General features: G+C 51.3%; 19 protein-coding genes. 9 read left to right on the forward strand and 10 right to left on the reverse strand.

Annotation, left to right across the window (positions count from 1 at the left end):
- Positions 1 to 79 precede the first annotated feature (79 nt).
- From HNV11_RS06220 to HNV11_RS06235, 4 genes are all read right to left on the reverse strand, one after another.
- Positions 80 to 1,741, reverse strand: coding sequence for a D-alanine--D-alanine ligase family protein (locus HNV11_RS06220; RefSeq protein WP_171738849.1), 1,662 nt, complete (start codon positions 1,739 to 1,741; stop codon positions 80 to 82).
- Positions 1,742 to 1,886: 145 nt separating this feature from the next.
- Positions 1,887 to 2,153: a NifU family protein gene (locus HNV11_RS06225; RefSeq protein ID WP_171738850.1), complete on the reverse strand. Its 267-nt coding sequence runs from the start codon at positions 2,151 to 2,153 to the stop codon at positions 1,887 to 1,889.
- 42 nt (positions 2,154 to 2,195) lie between these two features.
- Positions 2,196 to 3,299 carry an Mrp/NBP35 family ATP-binding protein gene (locus HNV11_RS06230; protein WP_171738851.1) on the reverse strand — a complete coding sequence of 368 codons (1,104 nt, stop codon included), beginning with the start codon at positions 3,297 to 3,299 and terminating at the stop codon, positions 2,196 to 2,198.
- 29 nt (positions 3,300 to 3,328) lie between these two features.
- Complete coding sequence (locus HNV11_RS06235) at positions 3,329 to 4,345, reverse strand: GSCFA domain-containing protein (protein ID WP_171738852.1); 1,017 nt, start codon at positions 4,343 to 4,345, stop codon at positions 3,329 to 3,331.
- 265 nt (positions 4,346 to 4,610) lie between these two features.
- Here HNV11_RS06235 and HNV11_RS06240 point away from each other — a divergent pair, with 265 nt between their 5' ends.
- A complete protein-coding gene (locus tag HNV11_RS06240) occupies positions 4,611 to 4,988 on the forward strand; it encodes a hypothetical protein (protein WP_171738853.1) in 378 nt (125 codons plus the stop codon).
- A gap of 56 nt (positions 4,989 to 5,044) precedes the next feature.
- Here HNV11_RS06240 and rplI read toward each other — a convergent pair whose 3' ends face one another.
- The 4 genes from rplI to HNV11_RS06260 form a co-directional block, all read right to left on the reverse strand.
- Entirely contained in the window at positions 5,045 to 5,488 is a 444-nt protein-coding gene (gene rplI, locus HNV11_RS06245) for a 50S ribosomal protein L9 (protein ID WP_171738854.1), read from the reverse strand.
- An 83-nt stretch (positions 5,489 to 5,571) separates the two neighbouring features.
- The gene (rpsR, locus tag HNV11_RS06250; protein ID WP_012925715.1) at positions 5,572 to 5,823 is read right to left on the reverse strand and encodes a 30S ribosomal protein S18; all 252 of its coding nucleotides are present in this window, start codon (positions 5,821 to 5,823) and stop codon (positions 5,572 to 5,574) included.
- 2 nt (positions 5,824 to 5,825) lie between these two features.
- On the reverse strand, positions 5,826 to 6,200 hold the full coding sequence (gene rpsF / locus HNV11_RS06255) for a 30S ribosomal protein S6 (protein ID WP_171738855.1): 375 nt from the start codon (positions 6,198 to 6,200) through the stop codon (positions 5,826 to 5,828).
- A 127-nt stretch (positions 6,201 to 6,327) separates the two neighbouring features.
- Positions 6,328 to 7,269: a hypothetical protein gene (locus tag HNV11_RS06260; protein ID WP_171738856.1), complete on the reverse strand. Its 942-nt coding sequence runs from the start codon at positions 7,267 to 7,269 to the stop codon at positions 6,328 to 6,330.
- 191 nt (positions 7,270 to 7,460) lie between these two features.
- Here HNV11_RS06260 and HNV11_RS06265 point away from each other — a divergent pair, with 191 nt between their 5' ends.
- The 5 genes from HNV11_RS06265 to HNV11_RS06285 all read left to right on the forward strand — a co-directional run bounded on the left by HNV11_RS06265 (position 7,461) and on the right by HNV11_RS06285 (position 11,122).
- Complete coding sequence (locus tag HNV11_RS06265) at positions 7,461 to 8,120, forward strand: YggS family pyridoxal phosphate-dependent enzyme (RefSeq protein WP_171738857.1); 660 nt, start codon at positions 7,461 to 7,463, stop codon at positions 8,118 to 8,120.
- A gap of 47 nt (positions 8,121 to 8,167) precedes the next feature.
- Entirely contained in the window at positions 8,168 to 8,545 is a 378-nt protein-coding gene (locus HNV11_RS06270; RefSeq protein ID WP_171738858.1) for a DUF423 domain-containing protein, read from the forward strand.
- A 122-nt stretch (positions 8,546 to 8,667) separates the two neighbouring features.
- Positions 8,668 to 10,263 carry a peptide chain release factor 3 gene (locus HNV11_RS06275; RefSeq protein WP_171738859.1) on the forward strand — a complete coding sequence of 532 codons (1,596 nt, stop codon included), beginning with the start codon at positions 8,668 to 8,670 and terminating at the stop codon, positions 10,261 to 10,263.
- 95 nt (positions 10,264 to 10,358) lie between these two features.
- Entirely contained in the window at positions 10,359 to 10,796 is a 438-nt protein-coding gene (locus tag HNV11_RS06280; RefSeq protein WP_171738860.1) for a hypothetical protein, read from the forward strand.
- Positions 10,797 to 10,843: 47 nt separating this feature from the next.
- Positions 10,844 to 11,122, forward strand: coding sequence for a hypothetical protein (locus tag HNV11_RS06285; protein WP_171738861.1), 279 nt, complete (start codon positions 10,844 to 10,846; stop codon positions 11,120 to 11,122).
- Between the two features lie 254 nt (positions 11,123 to 11,376).
- Here the strand turns inward: HNV11_RS06285 and HNV11_RS06290 are convergent, their stop codons facing one another.
- Positions 11,377 to 12,810, reverse strand: coding sequence for a sensor histidine kinase (locus HNV11_RS06290; protein WP_171738862.1), 1,434 nt, complete (start codon positions 12,808 to 12,810; stop codon positions 11,377 to 11,379).
- A 71-nt stretch (positions 12,811 to 12,881) separates the two neighbouring features.
- Complete coding sequence (locus HNV11_RS06295) at positions 12,882 to 13,559, reverse strand: response regulator (RefSeq protein ID WP_171738863.1); 678 nt, start codon at positions 13,557 to 13,559, stop codon at positions 12,882 to 12,884.
- Positions 13,560 to 13,894: 335 nt separating this feature from the next.
- Between HNV11_RS06295 and HNV11_RS06300 the strand changes: the two genes are divergently transcribed.
- The 3 genes from HNV11_RS06300 (at position 13,895) to HNV11_RS06310 (ending at position 18,073) form a co-directional block, all read left to right on the forward strand.
- Positions 13,895 to 15,106: a hypothetical protein gene (locus HNV11_RS06300; RefSeq protein ID WP_171738864.1), complete on the forward strand. Its 1,212-nt coding sequence runs from the start codon at positions 13,895 to 13,897 to the stop codon at positions 15,104 to 15,106.
- Complete coding sequence (locus tag HNV11_RS06305) at positions 15,103 to 16,761, forward strand: hypothetical protein (protein ID WP_240163801.1); 1,659 nt, start codon at positions 15,103 to 15,105, stop codon at positions 16,759 to 16,761. The genes HNV11_RS06300 and HNV11_RS06305 overlap by 4 nt, the downstream gene beginning before the upstream one ends.
- Positions 16,762 to 16,858: 97 nt before the next feature.
- Positions 16,859 to 18,073: a S8 family peptidase gene (locus HNV11_RS06310; protein WP_171738865.1), complete on the forward strand. Its 1,215-nt coding sequence runs from the start codon at positions 16,859 to 16,861 to the stop codon at positions 18,071 to 18,073.
- Positions 18,074 to 18,262: the final 189 nt, after the last annotated feature.

The following is an 18,262-nucleotide window of genomic DNA, read 5'->3' on the forward strand; positions in this document are numbered from 1 at the left end:
GTCCGCTATCGCATCAGCAAAAAGCCCATCCGACTACAGGATGGGCTTTTTGCTATTTATGCGAATCACTTACGCTGCTTTATACGTAACGCTCGGTAATATGTCGGGCGCGTTCGGCGGTTTCAATCAGCAGCGGGTGGCGCGGCTGGCTAAGCGCCAGTTCCAGCTCATCAATCGTTTCTTTAAAAAGCAGATGAACCGGAATCTCGTGCGACTCCTGTTTGCTCTTGATATACATCAACGATGGCCGGACTGTGCCCGAAGCCGCCAGTTCGTTGTACTGCTGCTTGGCTGCCGCAAACTCTTCATCGCTCGATCCGAATGAAATAACCCGTTCCGGCAACGGATTGGCCTTTCGGTCGGCGAGCCGCGCGTCGAGGTCGGCGAGCAGACGCTTGAGGTGGAACGTGTCTTTACCCGTCCGAATCCGTTCGCGCAGCGACTGACGAATGAGGTACGTCAGCGAGTTCGCCAGGTTCAGGCCAATTTCGGCCATCTGTTTAAAGATCAATGACGAGGGCGACATGCCGGGTATGGTATTCGGATCGTGGAGCAGAACCCGCCCCGGTTCGCCGTCGCGGTCGGGCGTCAGAAAACCGTCAATGCGGGAATAAACGTTGATGCCCAATTTGGTGAACACTTCGGCAACCGCGAGCTGAATCTTCCGGTTGTTCTCCAGACTGGTCTCGACCGGAATCCGCTTTTTGGCTACATTCGTTTTGTACTTCGTCTGAAAATCGAACGACTCGGCATTATAGATTTCGGTGGGCGGCAGGGCTATCGCCATCTGATCGTCGTCCTGAATAACACCGCACGAAAACTCCTGTCCGCTGATGAATTCTTCAAACAGCACTTCATCTTCGGCATTGAGCGAAGCCAGCGTAATAGCCTGTCCTTGCAGCGCGTCCAGAGTCTGGACCAATTGAGCCGGATGCCGGATAATCTCACCCGTTTGCTGAATAACAACCGGAAAGCTGATACCCGAATCCAGACTAACCATTGTCTGCGCCAGTTCGCGTTTTTCATCCGTCGTCAGGTCGGCCCATTCGCTGAGTTTGCTCCAGCCGTCGGGTTGAACGCTCATCGTAAAAAAGCACTGCTCTACGGCGCGGCAAAACCTGGTCAGGTCGGCTTCGCGCACTATGGCTACACCAATGCTGGACCCCTGGTGCGGAGCTTTAACTACAATTGGCAGGCCCAGATGCTCGGTTAGTGATTGAAAGAACTGCGCTTTGTCGGCCCGTTCGTAAGCGTCCAGATTGATGGTGGCAGTTTTCTTCTGCTGGCCATTCGCCAGGGCAATCAGCTCGTTCTGCAGGATTTTATTGATACCAACCGCCGAACCAACCAGTCCCGGCCCGGTGTAGGGCATTTTATACCACTCCAGCAGGCCCTGAATAGCGCCGTCTTCGCAGTCGGGGCCGTGCATCGCCAGAAACGCCAGATCGAAATGCTCGCGGAAGTGTTCGGGGCGCAGTTCGGGCAGGATGGCGTCGAGCCGGTTGACGTCGAGCGATTCGTCATACACCGAAAACCCGGATTCGTCCTGAGGCAGGGCGTCGCGCAGGGAAGGAGCCAGTAAAAACTCGGGCTGAACGAGCCGAAACCGACCGCGTCCGTCAACAAATACCAGGACGGGCTCAAACAAGCCTTTGTCCAAATTAGCTAACGCCGTGCGGCCACCCGCAAACGACACCTCGCGCTCCCGCGCCGGACCCCCGAAAAAAATGCCTATTTTCACAGAAATGAGAGATATTGCGAATCGCAAAGAAACAAAAAAGCCGCCTGTTTTTAGACAAGCGGCTATTCTAAGGTTTTATTACAGATAGTTTCGGGGCACCGAAACAAATAACGGTCTGTTTTTGATAATCAGGGCGCGTTTCTAGCTAAAATGCGGGCGTAATATTAACGGCCTCTACTTTTTTGATTTCGGGTACGGCTCGTAAAATAGCCTCTTCAAGGCCGCCTTTAAATGTCATCGCCGACATGGGGCACGAACCGCACGAACCCATGAGTTCAAGCCGAACCGTTTTATCGTCGGTCACTTCCAGCACTTTCACGTTGCCGCCGTCAGCCGCCAGATACGGTCGCATGCTGTCGAGTGCCCGCTCAATTTGGGTAATCAATTGGTCGTTCTTTACTGCCGTTTCCATCAAATGCTCTGATTTACGGTAAATTTACAAGTTAACGGGGTTTTATGCAACTTCTACGCGCTTTGTCTGATCAACGGTTGCATTGCGAATTGCTACCTGCTGAGCCAGCGCTTCGGCCGTAGCCCGGAACGCTTCGCTGGCTACGGGTTCGCCAACGCTGATGGCCGGCCGCCCTTCGTCGCCCGCTTCCCGAATGCTCTGCACTAGCGGAATCTGGCCTAAGAGCGGTACGTCAAACTGATCTGCCAATAGCTTGCCACCACCTTTACCAAAAATAAAATACTGGTGGTCGGGGAGTTCAGCAGGCGTGAAGTACGACATATTTTCGATAACGCCCAGCACCGGCACATTAATCTGCGGCTGCCGGAACATTGCCAGACCCTTTGTTGCATCGGCCAGGGCAACCTTCTGGGGCGTTGTAACAATGATGGCACCCGTAACCGGTACGGTCTGTACCAGCGTCAGGTGAATGTCGCCCGTGCCTGGTGGCAGGTCTATGAGCAGGTAATCCAGTTCGCCCCAGTCAGCATCGGAAAAGAATTGCTGTAAGGCGCGCCCAGCCATCGTCCCTCGCCAGATGATAGCCTGGCCCGGGGCAACCAGCAGACCCATTGACAGAAACTTGATGCCATACTGCTGAACCGGCTCCATTTTGGTCTGGCCGTCAACCTGAAAAATGCGCGGCTGAATGTCTTCGGCACCGAACATGGTAGGCATAGACGGCCCGTAAATATCGGCGTCGATGATACCAACCTTAGCGCCTGATTTATGCAGCGCAATAGCCAGATTCGCCGTTACCGTCGATTTACCAACGCCACCTTTCCCCGACGAAACAGCAATGATATTTTTGACCCCCGGCAGCGTCGGCGCGTTCGACCGTGTAGACGTTACGTCCGAGGTCATATCAATCGTAACCTGGATGTCGGCGCCAATGTGCGTATGAATCGCGTCTTCACAGCGCTTCCGGATCACTTCTTTGAGCGGGCAGGCTGGTGTGGTCAGCACCACCGTAAACCGAACGGAGCTAATGCCCAGCGTAATATCTTTCACCATGTTCAGCGAAACAATATCACGCTTCAGATCCGGCTCCTCAACGGTGCTCAATGCCCGCAAAACGGTATCTTTATGTAAACGGTAATCAGACATACTCGAAGGAAGAAAATGGCAGCAGGAATTTATGCCAGTACTTTGGTTTTGGATTCATCCTGCTCCTGAAATTTCAAACGGTCACGAACCTCCGTCAGTTCCGCCGTTACGTCAACGCGTTTGGCTAACTGCTCTAACTGCGTAGCTAACCGGGTCAGAAACTGCCGATGGGCCGGACTGGTTTCGCCATAGAGGGGGCGGTGGGCCATTGATTTGCTTAGGGTTGCCCACTCTGTTACGAAGCCACGAAGTTCGGCATCAAACGCGCTATCCGCAAACTTTTCAAAAATATAGTCGTGCGCCTGCGCATTGGGATGAATCAGGTCGGCTTCATAGAAACGATAGTCGCGCAAATCGTCTATCATCAGTTCGTAAGCCGGGAAATACGATACCCAGTCGTTCCAGACGGTCAGCTCGTGGGCCAAAACCCGCAGCGTTGACTTGCTCACCGAGTTAAGCGGCAAGGTATCGCGCGTGTGCCGAACGGGGCTAACCGTCAGCAGAAGTTTCAGCTTCGGGTTTGCCTTGTGCAGCGTCTTGACCAGCCGCTTCAGATCGTCGAGCAGATACTCATATTGATATAAATATTTCTCAAACAGCGAGCCAGGCATCTTGTGGCAGTTGGCCACTACTTTGCCCGTTTCAATATGCCGGTACACCACGGCCGAACCGAGGGTCAGAAAAAGAAAGTCGGCCTTGCGGATAGCATCGGCGGTTTCTGCCAGCCGTTTCAGCAGCAAATCCCGCAGATCGTCGCGGCTGGGTGCCCAGAGCGACGAATGAAAGTCGTAATGAAACCAGATGCCATCGCGTTCAACGTAACGATTTTCGTCGGGGGCAGTCCCGTAAAGCGACATAGTCAGCAGCTTGGCAACAGACACCGGGTTAAAAATAGTCCCGAAAGGATTGTTCAGCACGTTCAGCTTATGGTCGGACAGCCGCTGGCCGATTACGTCAGCAAAGCAGGAACCAACCGTTACAATCCGGCTTTTTAAACTCAAGCGGTGGGGAAGGGACTCGGGCGATAATTCCGTATGAAATTGCATATTTTATTAACAGAAATAGAGTTGAATTAGGTCCTTCAAACTGCCTAAATCCGTGTCTTAATTTGCTCATTATTAATAAAGTATGCTGCTTGCAGAAAGAAGTTTTATACGCTGTTTCAGGAGTGTAATCTATATAATCTACTGGATTATCAGATGAAAATAATATTGACAAAAATTAATCTATCTTTAATATTATATCTCATTAGTTTATATTTTGGCCGATAAGTTAATAAAATCTAATCCTGTAAACTGACTACTACCAGTTATGTCTTTCACAAAACGTGTTAGAACGTTAAGTTTTGATTCACTATACCAATTGATTGATCAGGCCCACCACGAAATCAACCGTCGACAGCAATTCATTGAACACGTGCCGGCGCTTCGGCTGCGCGACCTGCCGTTATCCGTAAGGGCCCGCGACCTGCTATACCGCACGATTGCCGAGAAAAAGAAACTGGTGTACTGGCAGGACGCGGAAAAACTTAATCTAAGCGAAACCCTGAAGCTGCTGGTGGCCGAAGACTGGATGCAGATTCGCTACAAGAACGTAAAAGCCTACGACGAAATCCGGACGGCCTTCCATACCTACAAAGCACCACTCGAGCGCTATTATGGAAACATCGAGAGCAATGTAAGCGTATAAATGAAAACGGCCGGTTAGATTCATTCTAACCGGCCGTTTTCAGAATAGGAAGAGGCTTACTCAGCCGCCACTACCTCAAATTTCACCTTGTGCTTCACGTCCTTGTGCAGGTCGAGCGAAGCCTCGTAAGTACCAAGGGTTTTTACGTCGTCAACCGTAATTTTCTTCCGGTCGATGTCGAACCCTTTTTCGCGCAGCGCATCGGCTACCTGGGTGTTGGTAACGCGGCCAAAGATTTTGCCACTGTCGCCGGCTTTAGCCGGGATCGTCAGCGTCATATCGCCGATACCGTCGGCAATAGCCTGGGCGTCGTTTTTTATTTTTTCGGCTTTGTGAGCCGCCTGACGGATGTTCTCAGCAACGATCTTTTTGTTTGAATCGGTTGCCATCATCGCATACCCCTGGGGGATCAGGTAATTGCGGCCGTAACCTGGCTTCACCGTTACGGTGTCGTTCTTGTAGCCCAGGCCAGCTATATCGGTTTTTAAAATGATTTCCATGTGTAAGTCGGCAGTGGTAAGCACTTGTCGCCAGCAGTGGTATTAAACCCGATCTACCGGCAGCAAGCCGCTATTGACTAAATTTATTTCAGTGAGTCGCCTACGTAAGGGAGAATGGCCAGGTGACGAGCACGCTTAACGGCCTGCGCTACTTTGCGCTGATTCTTCAGGCTCGTGCCCGTCAGACGACGGGGCAGAATTTTGCCTTGTTCGTTCAGCAGTTTCAGCAGGAAGTTGCCGTCTTTGTAGTCAATATATTTGATACCAGCTTTCTTAAAGCGGTCGTATTTTTTGCGGTTCTCGGTTTTCGAGACAGATTCGTTTTGCAGACTCATGATTACTTGGCCTCCCCGGCGTTTTCGGTTTGTTTTTTCTTACCCACTAAGCCATTACGCTTCCGATCGTTGTACGCAACAGCGTGCTTATCGAGCGAAACCGTCAGGTGACGGATGACGCGCTCATCGCGGAGATACTCGGTGTTGAGTTTCTCGATGATCGTGCCGGGAGCCTTAAACTCGAAGAGTTGATAGTAACCCGTGTTCTTGTGCTGGATTGGATAGGCCAGTTTGCGCAGGCCCATGTTTTCTTCGTGAACGAGTTCCGCCCCGTTATCGGTCAGCACTTTGCGGAACTTGTCAACGGCGTCCTTCATCTGAATATCAGATAAAACGGGAGTTAAAATGAACACCGTTTCGTAGTTATTGGGAAACATTGTCTGTAATTTGTTTGAAATGAGGGCGCAAAGGTAAGAAAAAAAATGCACGGAGCAAAGAGTCAAGGAGGAAAATTCGCTTCCCCTGAACCCATTGCCCCGTGCATTTTTAGCGCGGTGTTTAACTTTATTTCACCGTAAACTCACCCTCACCAATCCGGAAGCCTTCGCAGTAAATTTCGATGGCGTAACGCCCCGGATTGAATCGCTGGGCGCCCCGTCCATAGATAAAGTCAATTTGTTGGCGGGTGTTGTCGAAGTTAAAACGTTGCATGGCCGTATAGATCATGCCCTGTCCATTATACGTGAACTCGCCCGAACCGGTGGCCATATCCGAAATAACGGCCCCGCTGGGGTCCAGAATCCGTAGGAATAATTCCTTTTCGTTTTGCTGAGCCAGTCCATTGGGGGCCAGTCGTACGGACACTTTAATCTTGTCAATTCGTTTTGATTTATAGCTACCGCCATCGCGTTCCTTGCCGCGTGCATTGAGCGCCGTGACGACAACGTTCTCGGCCCGCAGAGCAGCGGCAATACTTACCTTTTCGCTTAGCTCCTGATTTTTGGCGGCTACCGCTACCACCGAGTCGCTGAGGGATTGTCGCTCGGCTTTAAGACCCGTATTTTCCTGAATGAGCGCTTCGTTCTGCTCCGTCAGCACGCCGTTTTCTTCTTTCAGCCGCGCAATCTCCTGATCTTTCTGAGCGAGCAGGGCCTGGTAGTTCCGGATTTTCTGTTCGAACTTTCGGTTGTCGAACGAATTGACGTTACGCAGTTCCCGTTTGTCTTTCTCTAGTTGTTCCTTCGCTTTCAGCAGGGCATCCACGTTCCCGCCCAGTTGCTGAATCTCCGCAATCTTGGCATCCAACTGTGACGAAATTGAGTCAAGTTTGGTTTTGGTCGTAAGAACTTCTTCGGTTTTGGCGGCAATGGTGGCGTCTTTGGTTTTGTTGTCCTGCCGTTCCTGATACCAGAAATAAAGCAGGAGTACATTCAGGGCGGCCAGAACCAATAGCGCAGCCAGGAGGTAGCTACGACTATTGTTTCGGGTTTGAGGTCGGGGTTCCATTGGATTTGTCATTTGAACAAACGGGTTGATGGCTGAATCCTTAGCAAAACTAACCTGACCGAAGGTTTATTGCCTTCTTTGCGCAGTTTTGGCTTATTCCGGCCAAAAACTACGCGTTTCCGCTTAGTTCTCAAATCTATCTTTGCACAATATTCATAAACGGCCCGTATTGGGCTGCCAGTTACACGCCTATGATTGCCGAAGCTATACGTCAGATTGAAACGGAACTGCAGGGAAAAGCCAGGCTGGTGGCCGTCACGAAAACGAAGCCCGTTAACCTGCTTCGGGAGGCATACGACGCTGGATGCCGGCGTTTTGGAGAGAACAAAGTGCAGGAAATGGCCGACAAACAGCCGCAGCTTCCTGCTGATGTGGAGTGGCACCTGATTGGGCATCTGCAAACGAACAAGGTCAAATACATGGCGCCCTTCGTGGCTGTGATTCATTCGGTCGATAGCCTGAAATTATTGCAGGAGATCGATAAACAAGCCAGGAAGCATAATCGCGTGATTGACTGTTTGCTGCAGATTTACATCGCGGACGAAGAAACAAAGTTTGGCTTGCTGCCCGAAGAAGCGGAAACCCTGCTCAACGCGCCCGAACTGAACGATTTGATCCATATCCGGATTGTCGGATTAATGGGGTTAGCCACCAACACTGATGACCAGCAGCAGGTTCGGCAGGAGTTTCGTGGGTTGAAGCAACTGTACGACCGACTGTCGGCTGTCCAGCGGCCAAACGTTGCTTTTCGGGAGCTGTCGATGGGCATGAGTGGCGACTACCTGATTGCGGTTGAGGAAGGCAGTACGCTGGTACGGGTGGGGAGTGCTATTTTTGGCGCAAGAAACTAATCTGAAAGGAGGTTCCTGCGGATAACGGCGGACCTCGATAAACATCTATGAAATTTTTTATTCAATCCGGGGCCCTGCTGGGTCTGCTTGGGGTTGCCCTGGGTGCGTTTGGCGCTCATGCGCTGCGGGCTTCATTGACGGCCTCCGGTCGGCTCGATACGTTCGAAACGGCGGTTAAGTATCAGTTTTATCATGCGCTGGCTTTGGTGCTGGTGGGTGTATTAATGCAGCAGTTCGGCAGCAATCCGGCTATCATCAAATTACTGAACTGGTCGGGCTACGCGTTTCTGGGGGGAGTGCTTATCTTCTCCGGCTCTCTATACGTGCTGTGCCTGACGGGCGTTACGTGGTTAGGGGCCATTACGCCTATCGGAGGACTGGCCATGATTGCAGGCTGGGCTCTACTGTTCTGGGCGTTTTTGTAATCGCATAGAGGGATAGGGCAGAGGGCTAAGCGTTTATCGTTTTCTTCCCTGACTCAAACCTATGCCCTGTGCTCTGAACCCTGCGCTTTTTTTCTTACCTTTGTATTCTGATTCTGAGAATAATGCAAACCAATATACAGGCTGAAACCGCTCGTCGGCGGACGTTCGCCATCATTAGTCACCCTGACGCCGGAAAGACGACCCTGACCGAAAAATTGCTGCTTTTTGGCGGGGCCATTCAAACCGCCGGTGCTGTTAAGTCCAATAAAATTAAGAAGTCGGCTACGTCCGATTTCATGGAGATTGAAAAGCAGCGCGGTATCTCGGTCGCTACGTCGGTGATGACTTTCGAGTACGATAACCTCAAGATCAATATCCTCGATACACCTGGTCATAAAGACTTTGCGGAGGATACGTATCGGACGCTGACGGCGGTGGACAGTGTTATACTGGTTATTGATTGCGTCAAAGGCGTAGAGGAACAAACCGAGCGACTGATGGAGGTCTGCCGGATGCGCGATACGCCGGTGATTATCTTTATCAATAAACTCGACCGCGAAGGCCGCAACCCGTTCGATTTGCTCGATGAACTGGAGGAGAAGCTGAATATTCGCGTTCGCCCCATGACGTGGCCCGTCAATATGGGCTCCAATTTTAAGGGTGTTTACAGCCTGATCGAGAAAAAGTTATATTTCTTCAAAGTCAACAAAACGAAGGTTGAGGACGACGTCTTACCCATTGAACTGGCCGATAGTTTACTCGACCAGAAAGTTGGCGAACGCGATGCGGCTCAGCTACGCGAGGACGTCGAATTAATTGAAGGCGTGTATGACCCCTTCGAACGGCAGGCTTATCTGGATGGTAAGCTGGCGCCGGTATTCTTTGGCTCGGCGGTCAACAACTTTGGTGTAAAGGAACTGCTGGAAGGCTTCTGCGACATATCGCCGGAGCCTATTGCCCGGCCGACTGATAAGCGGGAGGTTTTGCCTGGTGAAAAGAATTTCAGCGGGTTCGTCTTTAAAATTCACGCGAACCTCGACCCGCGTCACCGCGACCGGATTGCGTTTCTACGTGTTTGTTCGGGCGTTTTCGAGCGCGGGAAATTCTATCATCATACTCGTCTGGACAAGAACGTGCGCTTTGCGTCGCCGTTCAGCTTTATGGCCGATAGCAAAAGCGTAGTGGAAGAAGGCTTTCCCGGCGACGTAGTGGGCCTGTATGATACTGGTACGTTCAAGATTGGCGATACGCTGACGGAAGGAGAGGAACTACAGTTTCAGGGCATTCCAAGTTTTTCGCCCGAGATTTTCAAGGAGCTTGTTAACCTCGATCCTATGAAGTCGAAACAGCTGGATAAGGGAATCCAGCAGTTGACCGATGAAGGTGTCGCGCAGTTATTTAATCTTGAGCTTGGCAATCGTAAGATTGTTGGCACTGTGGGCGAACTGCAGTTTGAGGTTATCCAGTACCGTCTGGAGAACGAATACGGCGCCAAATGCCGCTGGGTACCTTTGAATTACACCAAAGCCTGCTGGATAACCTCCGACAACCCCACTAAGCTGGCTGAGTTTATCCGGCTCAAAGGCAACCAGATTGCTTACGATAAGGACCAGAATCCGGTTTTTCTGGCTGAGTCGGACTGGATGCTCCGAATGAACCAGCAGAACAACCCCGATATTCAGTTCCACCTTACGTCGGAGTTTAAGGTAGCTGCTTAAGCAGTCCCGCTGACTTATTTTATTGGCTTTCTGTAAACTACTGCAGTTGAGTAGAGTTATGTGTTTGTAAATAGACACATAACCACTCAACGCATATGAAAACCATTCTTGCCACTTTTGCCATTGCCTGTCTGGCGGTTGGTTCGGCTGCGGCTCAGCAAAGCAACAACCTGGGCAGCCATGCAGCAAGCACAACGTCTACCGGCACCATCGGGAGCGGTACAAATCTGGAACAGAACAGTGCCGGTTCGGTAACGTCGGGTAATGCCAGCAGTTCAGAGAACACGGGTACGACCAATGCGGCCAGGCCAACACAAAAGACTAATCCGCGCAACGGTACCAAAGCATCGGCGGGCCTTAATAATACGCTGGAGCAGAATAGCGCCGGTACGGTTACGGCGGGGGCTGTTGAAAGTGGCACTCCAATGACAACCACTACCGACGCCCGCAGTAGCACGATGACCAGTGCTCCAAAGACCAAGGCGAGAACAAAGCGGAGTGAGCTGGTTAATCTGAAGCCCAACAAGCCCTGAACTCCTGACTAATCCTTCGCTGGTAAAGCTAATCTCATTATTTTGTTATGAAAACATTCCTGGTAATTACCCTGATGGCCTTCCTGCCAGCCATGGCGTTTGCCCAGCGCGAAAGTGTTAAGAGCAGCAACAAATACAATAGCGCGGCCCTGCGGGTCAGTGATAAGAAAAAGCAGGCGGCCACGTCTGAGAAATTCAATGGGCAGAAGCCAGACGCACCAGCGAAGTCCAGACCTAACAGCGATAAGACCAAACCACGTGTGCAGGGAGCCACTGAGTCCGGTAACCGGGTAAAGAATCCAAAAACGAACTCCGGAAATTTGTAAGATCCTGGAGTTGAAGCCATCAAAAGCCACCGAACGGTTCGGTGGCTTTTGATGGCTTCAACGTTTAGTGTTGACGAGGTGTCTGCTTATTAACAGTCATCTATTTCCCACGCTACAATCAGAAAATGGCTTACGTCGTAATCGCTACCACAGCAGTGAAGCCAACAAAGACAAGCGTGATAGAAGAGAGAAATTTTCAACGATCCGGCCAGCGGTAGCTAAACTCGTATTTCAACAAAAGAGCCAGGGGCAAGCTAGCTTTTGCTGGTATTGATGCTGGTTTCAGGATTGGTAATTTCTTCGGTAGTACGTCCTGCGGATATAAGTGAAGGCCTGTGCCGTTGGGTAGGCAGGGTAATTCGAAATGTAGTGCCTACACCTACTGCTGATTCGACCGCTATCTGCCCTTGATGCAGTTCAATAATACGGTGGGTCAGCGCCAGGCCAATCCCGTGGCCGTGAATGGTCATTGTATGTTGAGAACGATAGAAGGGGTCGAAAATATGTGACAGGTCATTGGCCGATATGCCATAACCCTGATCACTGATAGTCAGATGGATACGGCTGCGCTCAAACGCAATACGCACCGATACCCGTTCATCGGAAGAATACTTGCAGCCGTTTTCCATCAGGTTCTGCAAAGCAGTCTGCAGGAGCGATTCATCACCAACGATCACTAAATCTTCTTCCTGATTGGGTAGGTTGTCAAAATCAATATCAATATGGTACTCCGGCTTTTTAAGCAGGAGCTGATCATGCGCCTGCCAGAGTAGTTCATCAACCCGTACCGGTTGGTAATGCAGAGTCGTTGCATCGGAGTTGGCCCGGGCCAGATCGAGGAGCCCATTGACGAGCCGGATCATATTTTTAACTTCATCCAGGAGGCTTTCCAGCGTGGCTTCATACTCGTCTGGCGATCGGGCCTGGAGCAGGGTTACTTCAATCTGGCCCATCATCACCGTTAGGGGCGTCCGTAGCTCATGCGATGCATGGGACACAAAGCTTTTCTGGGCAACAAAAGCTTCTTCAAGTCGGCTGAGGAGGGCATTGAACGTTCGGGCCAGATCGGCAATTTCGTCGCGCTGACGCCCAACCCGCAGCCGTTCATGGATATTCGTAGCTGAGATCGCATTCGCCTGACCGATCAGTTCACTGACAGGACGTAACGCATCCGTTGCGAACAGGTATCCGGCGAGACCCACGATGACCAGGCACAGCAGCCAGCCAAAAAAGAGAATCTGACGTAGGTGGTTAAGCTTGGTAAAACCGTATTGATCATTGCCGGACGCAACAATAATCAATACTTCTTTTCGGGCGTTGAGATAGCGAACGACGGCAGCTTCCAGGTTATCGATCCGAACGTACTGCGGCTGGCCCTCCTTTACACTACGGAGCAGGCCGGGCGAAATAGGAAATCGTGTTCGTTGATTGCCCTGCGTATAGAGCACATTACCCTGCTCATTATAAACCGTCACCTGCTGGGCGGTGATCGCCGGTAAGTCGCCCTGTGGAAATTCGCCTACGTCTTCGCGAAGCCGGACGGTCGTTGTCGCCTTTTCACGAAGTCGTTTAAAGAATTCCTGTTCCCGAAACTGGTTGTAGAGATAATACACCGACACTGAAAATAGCAGCAGAATCGAGGCTACCAGTAGCACGAAAAGCAGCGTCAGGCGGGTGCGAATGTTCATAACGGAAAAGGGCTGAGCCAATAGAAAGGCCGAGAGGAGTCATCGCCGGATTCAAAATTTCCTGGTTTCTATTATTCATCTTTCAGCATATACCCCATTCCAATAACGGTGTGAATGAGTTTATGCGGGAAATCCTTATCAACTTTTTTACGGAGAAAGTTGACGTACACATCAATAACGTTGGTGCCTGTATCGAAGTGGATATCCCAGACTTTCTCGGCAATGTCAACCCGCGAGACGACGCGGCCCCGGTTGCGCATGAGATAATCAAGCAGACCAAATTCCTTGGCCGTAAGTTCAATCCGCTTATTACCCCGACGAGCTACTTTTTCATTCAGATCGAGTTCGAGGTCGGCTACCTTCAGAACGTTAGCCTGCATACCGGCTTCGCTGCTGCGCTTGGTCAGGGCCCGCAGCCGGGCCATCAGTTCCCGAAATTCAAATGGCTTAACCAGGTAATCGTCGGCACCCGATTCAAAGCCCGTTAGTTTATCATCGACCGATCCCATTGCTGTCAGCATCAGTACCGGCGTTCTGACGTTTTCGTCGCGTAGATACTGAACGACGTCAAATCCGTTCATTTTCGGCAGATTTACGTCCATGACAATAACGTCATAGGGATTGCTGAGCGCCATGTTACGCCCTACCTGCCCATCGTAGGCGACGTCTACCTCGCAGGATTGCTCCTCTAATCCTTTTTTGACGAACGACGCCAGTTTTGGCTCGTCCTCGACTACCAGAATCTTCATACCGGCAACATACGTAGCGATTAGCTGATTTAAAAATAGCAGGCAAATTTATTACTTAATAGTTACCAAAACGCCACTATTGGGAAATATAGCTAAGCTATTAATTTCCTGCGTATATATACTTAGCAGTGGGTTTTGGGCTAACTACCAGTTAATTAATAAATAGCTAAAATAGCCATTTGGCTAGTATGTTTACCATACCAAGGAAAGAATAGTCTAAAGTTTTTACCTGATCACAACCTGAGTTTTCCTGACTTGCTTCGGATCATCCAGCCAGAGTAATTATTCATTTCGCCTTGATGTGTTGGTACTGCACATCAATTGTTCACAAATTAATGATTGATTTTATTCCCTCGACGTTAGCTGCTGCTCGTTACCCCGCCAAAACCAGGTCAGTACCGATTGCGATCTACAGCATTGTGTTTGCCGCACTTTGCACCAGCTGGGGTATTCTCTGGGATATCATGTGGCATATCAGCATTGGGCGCGACGGTCTGTTTTCGGCACCCCATGTTTTAATGTATATAGGAGCGATCGTTACGGGCGTGGTGTCAGGCTATCAGATTCTATCAATTACGTTCAATAAACACCATCCGGCCAGGGCCGTTTCCATTCGGTTCTGGGGTGTTTTTTACGGGTCTCTCGGGGCTATGTTCTGCGTCTGGGGCGCGCTGGCTATGTTAACGTCAGCGCCCTTTGACGACTGGTGGCACAGTGCCTATGGTTTAGACGTGGAAATTATCTCTCCTCCACACGCCCTGCTGGCCGTCGGATTTCTGATGTTGCAGTTTGGTTGTGTGGTGAGTGTACTGGCGTTGCAAAACCGGGCGACCGATCTTGCTGACAAACGTCCGATGAGCGGATCAGCTTCCTTTCAGATTAAACAGCTGTTTATTCTGTCCGCCGGTATACTGCTGGTGCAGTATTACACGCTATTTTACGAGAAACTGATCGAGATAAACTCACACCGATCCCAGTATTATATTCTTTCGGGGCTATTGTTTCCGGGTTTTCTGATGGCGATAGGGCGGTCTGCGCGACTGAATTATGCCATGACTGCCACCACCATTGCCTATCTGCTGGTGATGCTGATTCCGAGCTGGATATTGCAGTATGTACCGGCAACGCCAAAATTAGGTCCTGTTTTAAATCCCATCACGCATTATCAGCCATTTCACTTTCCATTGCTGCTAATTGGGCCGGCTTATGTGCTCGACCGGTTGTTCCAGCGGTACGGCCAACGTTTCAGTGACTGGCAGCTGGCGGGAATCGCAGCGGTTATCTTCATGACCGTGTTTCTGCTGGTTCAATGGCCATTCGGGGCCTTTCTGCATGAGTCTCCTTTGGCTCGCAATCATTTTTTTATGTCGTATTCCTGGCGATATAGCCTGCCGCCAGACTGGCCATACCGGTATAAGTTTGACCCGGCGCATCAGGAGTCGGCGGGGCGGTTTGCACTGGGATTGGCTCTTGCGCTGCTGGGGGCTTTCGGCTCGGCCCGCGTCGGTCTCTGGATTGGGAACTGGATGAGGGAAATCAAGCGATGAGATACCAAAAGCCTACCGCAATTTGCCGCTATGCGGGCAGTATCCTTTTATTGCTGATAAGTATTCTGTCGGCTCAGGCGCACGTTGGGAGCCCCGGCGTGATTGTGCAGAAACAGGCGGGTAATTATCAGGTCCTTGTCAGCATTAATCCACCCGATGTGGTGCCGGGCACGGCCCGGGTTACGGTCTATGTTGAGCGGGGTCGGGTCGGAAATGTAGAGGCTCGGGCCGTTTATTTCAACGCCGGTGATGAGGCTTCTCCCTCGCCCGACAGGCTAATCGCTGCCGCCGGTCAGCCAAACAATTTGTCGGGGGATATCTGGTTGATGGACATTGGCTCGGCCAGTATCGAAATTTTTCTGAACGGACCTGATGGAAAAGCAAAGCTGATTGTGCCGGTAATGTCGGTAGCAACGGCTCAGCGTACGATGCCTGTCGGCACAGGGGCTCTGCTTGCGGGGCTGGGGGTACTGCTGGTGGTAATGCTGATTACAATTATTGGGGTTAGCGTAACGCAGGCAAAACTCAATCCGGGTCAGGCCATACCGGCTGCGTACCGGATTCGACAACGCCTGAGCATGGCTCTGACGGCTTTGGTGCTGCTGGGCATCCTAACGGCCGGCCGGTTCTGGTGGGAGAGCCGTGAAAAGCGGTATCAATCTATAAACCTGTATCGGCAACTGGACGTAAACTCAACCGTAAAAACGGTTGGGGTGAAGCCGCAATTACTTATTGAGGTAGATACCGCCAGCCTGGCCCGTAACAACCGACCGCTCAGCTTTATCGTGCCCGATCACGGCAAACTGATGCATACGTTTCTGGTTCGGTTTCCGCAGTTAGACGCGTTCGCGCATCTGCACCCGATTCGGCACGATACGCTACACTATCAGACGGCGCTGCCTCCTCTACCCCCCGGTCAGTACCGACTTTATACCGACGTAGTTTACCAGAACGGTTTTGCCGAAACGCTCACCGATACGGTAACTTTACGGGGCTCGGAACTCCAATCTTATATTGCCTCTGACCGTGACGACAGCTGGCTGGTTGACCCGAATACTACTAAGCAGCCCTTACGGCTCGATGGCAGTATGGCGTCGTGCGGTAAGCCCGGTGCCTATGTGCGCCTGAGCGATGGCTCAACCATGATCTGGACGGATAAACCCACTGATGTTCTGGAAACGGATCAGCTGTATCAGCTTCAGTTTGCCGTAGCGGACGCGGAAGGTCGCCCTGCTCCGCTGGAACCCTATCTGGGCATGAGCGGCCACGCGGCTCTAGTGCGTGAGGATGGGCAGGTTTACATGCATCTGCATCCGGTTGGCACGTATTCAATGGCTGCCGAAACTTCGCTGGTTCGTCGGATTGCGGATACCGCCCGGACCTATCAGTATCCGAATGCTCAGTTTTTTCGCGACAGCATTGACCGCGCTCTTAAGTCGCTCAACGATTTGACTGGTGACGAATACAATCAGCGGCTGGGCGCGACCATGCCCGGTATGGTCCATGAAAAAGATGGCAACCGTCACCTGAACATGGTGGCTTTTCCCTATCAATTTCCGAGTGCGGGCCGCTACCGGATCTGGGTTCAGGTCAAGCGAAACGGTCGGGTCCTGACGGGTGCTTTTGAGACGCAGGTTCGCGCGGCCTGGCAATAGCAGTAATGAGTTCGTAGTTGAATAACACCGGGCGGGTGGCTTCTGCATCCCGCCCCTTTCCGTAGCTTACTGTTTAACCTTTAAATAAATGTTCACCATGCGTTCACGCACAATGGGTATGGCGGTTACCCTATTGTCCGCCTGTATATTAGGAAGTTGTCGGCCAGGAGCTGAATCCGTCAATACGAAACCTGACGAGCGTCTTGTGCCGGGAGAATACATTGTCGTCTACAAAGCTGATCCGCTGGCGGGCGCTAAATTCATTAATACCTACGACGGTCGCACGCAGAGTGTTCGGCAGTACACGCGTAAACTGCTGACTACACTTAGCATTAAATCGGATCAGATTGATCAGGTGTATGGTACGGCAATCAAAGGGTTTTCGGCCCGGCTAACGAAGGCTGAAGCAGAGCAACTGCGCCAGAATCCGCAGATTGCTTATATTGAGCAGTCGCGTTATGTTAACCCAGACGAACCCCAACGCCTGGACGAGAGCAACGCTCGGGCCACGGCCGGCCAAGAAGTACCTTGGGGCATTAAATACGTAGGTGGGTTTGTTGATTATTCCGGTTCCAACGCTGCCTGGATTGTCGACACAGGAATTGACCTGGATCATAAAGACCTGAACGTTGACGTGAAACGGGGAAAGAACTTCGTTACGTCGGGCCAAGGTGCCAAAACGCTGGATGATCAGCACGGTCACGGCAGCCATATGGCGGGTATTATTGCCGCCCGCAATAACAGCATTGGTGTGGTTGGCGTAGCGGCTGGGGCACCGGTTGTTCCCGTGAAAGTGGGCTGGCGGTTTCAGGATATTACCACGGCTCTGGTGATTGCCGGTGTTGACTACGTAGCGGCCAATGCGAAATCAGGGGATGTGGTTAACCTCAGCGTTGGCGCTTACGTAACGGAATCTATGGATGCGGCTGTGTTGAGCATGGCCCGGCGGGGAGATCTTTTCGTAGCAATCTCCGCGGGCAACGCCTACAACGGCAATTATGATGCAAACAACATCTCGCCGGGCCGGATCAACGCTCCGAACGTATATACGCTATCAGCCTACGACGATAAAGGCATGTTTGCTAAAATATCCTGCGCGGGAAATCCACCAATTGATTTTTCAACACCGGGTGTCCGGATTAAATCAACGGTTAACAATGGGGGGTATGCCACCTTTACGGAAGGGACATCAATGGCAACGGCTCATATGGCGGGCATTCTGCTGGCAAACGGCGGGGTTGTATACGCCAAAGGCTACGTAAAGGCCGACCGTGATGGTGTGCCCGATGCCATTGCTTCACGAATTCCCTGACGATGAACTAACTATATGATCTGGCAACTGTCTAGTTAAATGGGACTAAAAACAAAAAAGCCGCTCCGAAAATCGGGGCGGCTTTCCGCTTCTATCCACACCATTTCAAGACCGACGACCGGGTGGCCGCCGAGTCTTGATGTTCAACCTTCCCTTTGTAAAAGGATTGTTATGCTAAACTAAGCAATA

The sequence above is a fragment of the Spirosoma taeanense genome, assembly GCF_013127955.1.
Taxonomy (GTDB): domain Bacteria; phylum Bacteroidota; class Bacteroidia; order Cytophagales; family Spirosomataceae; genus Spirosoma; species Spirosoma taeanense.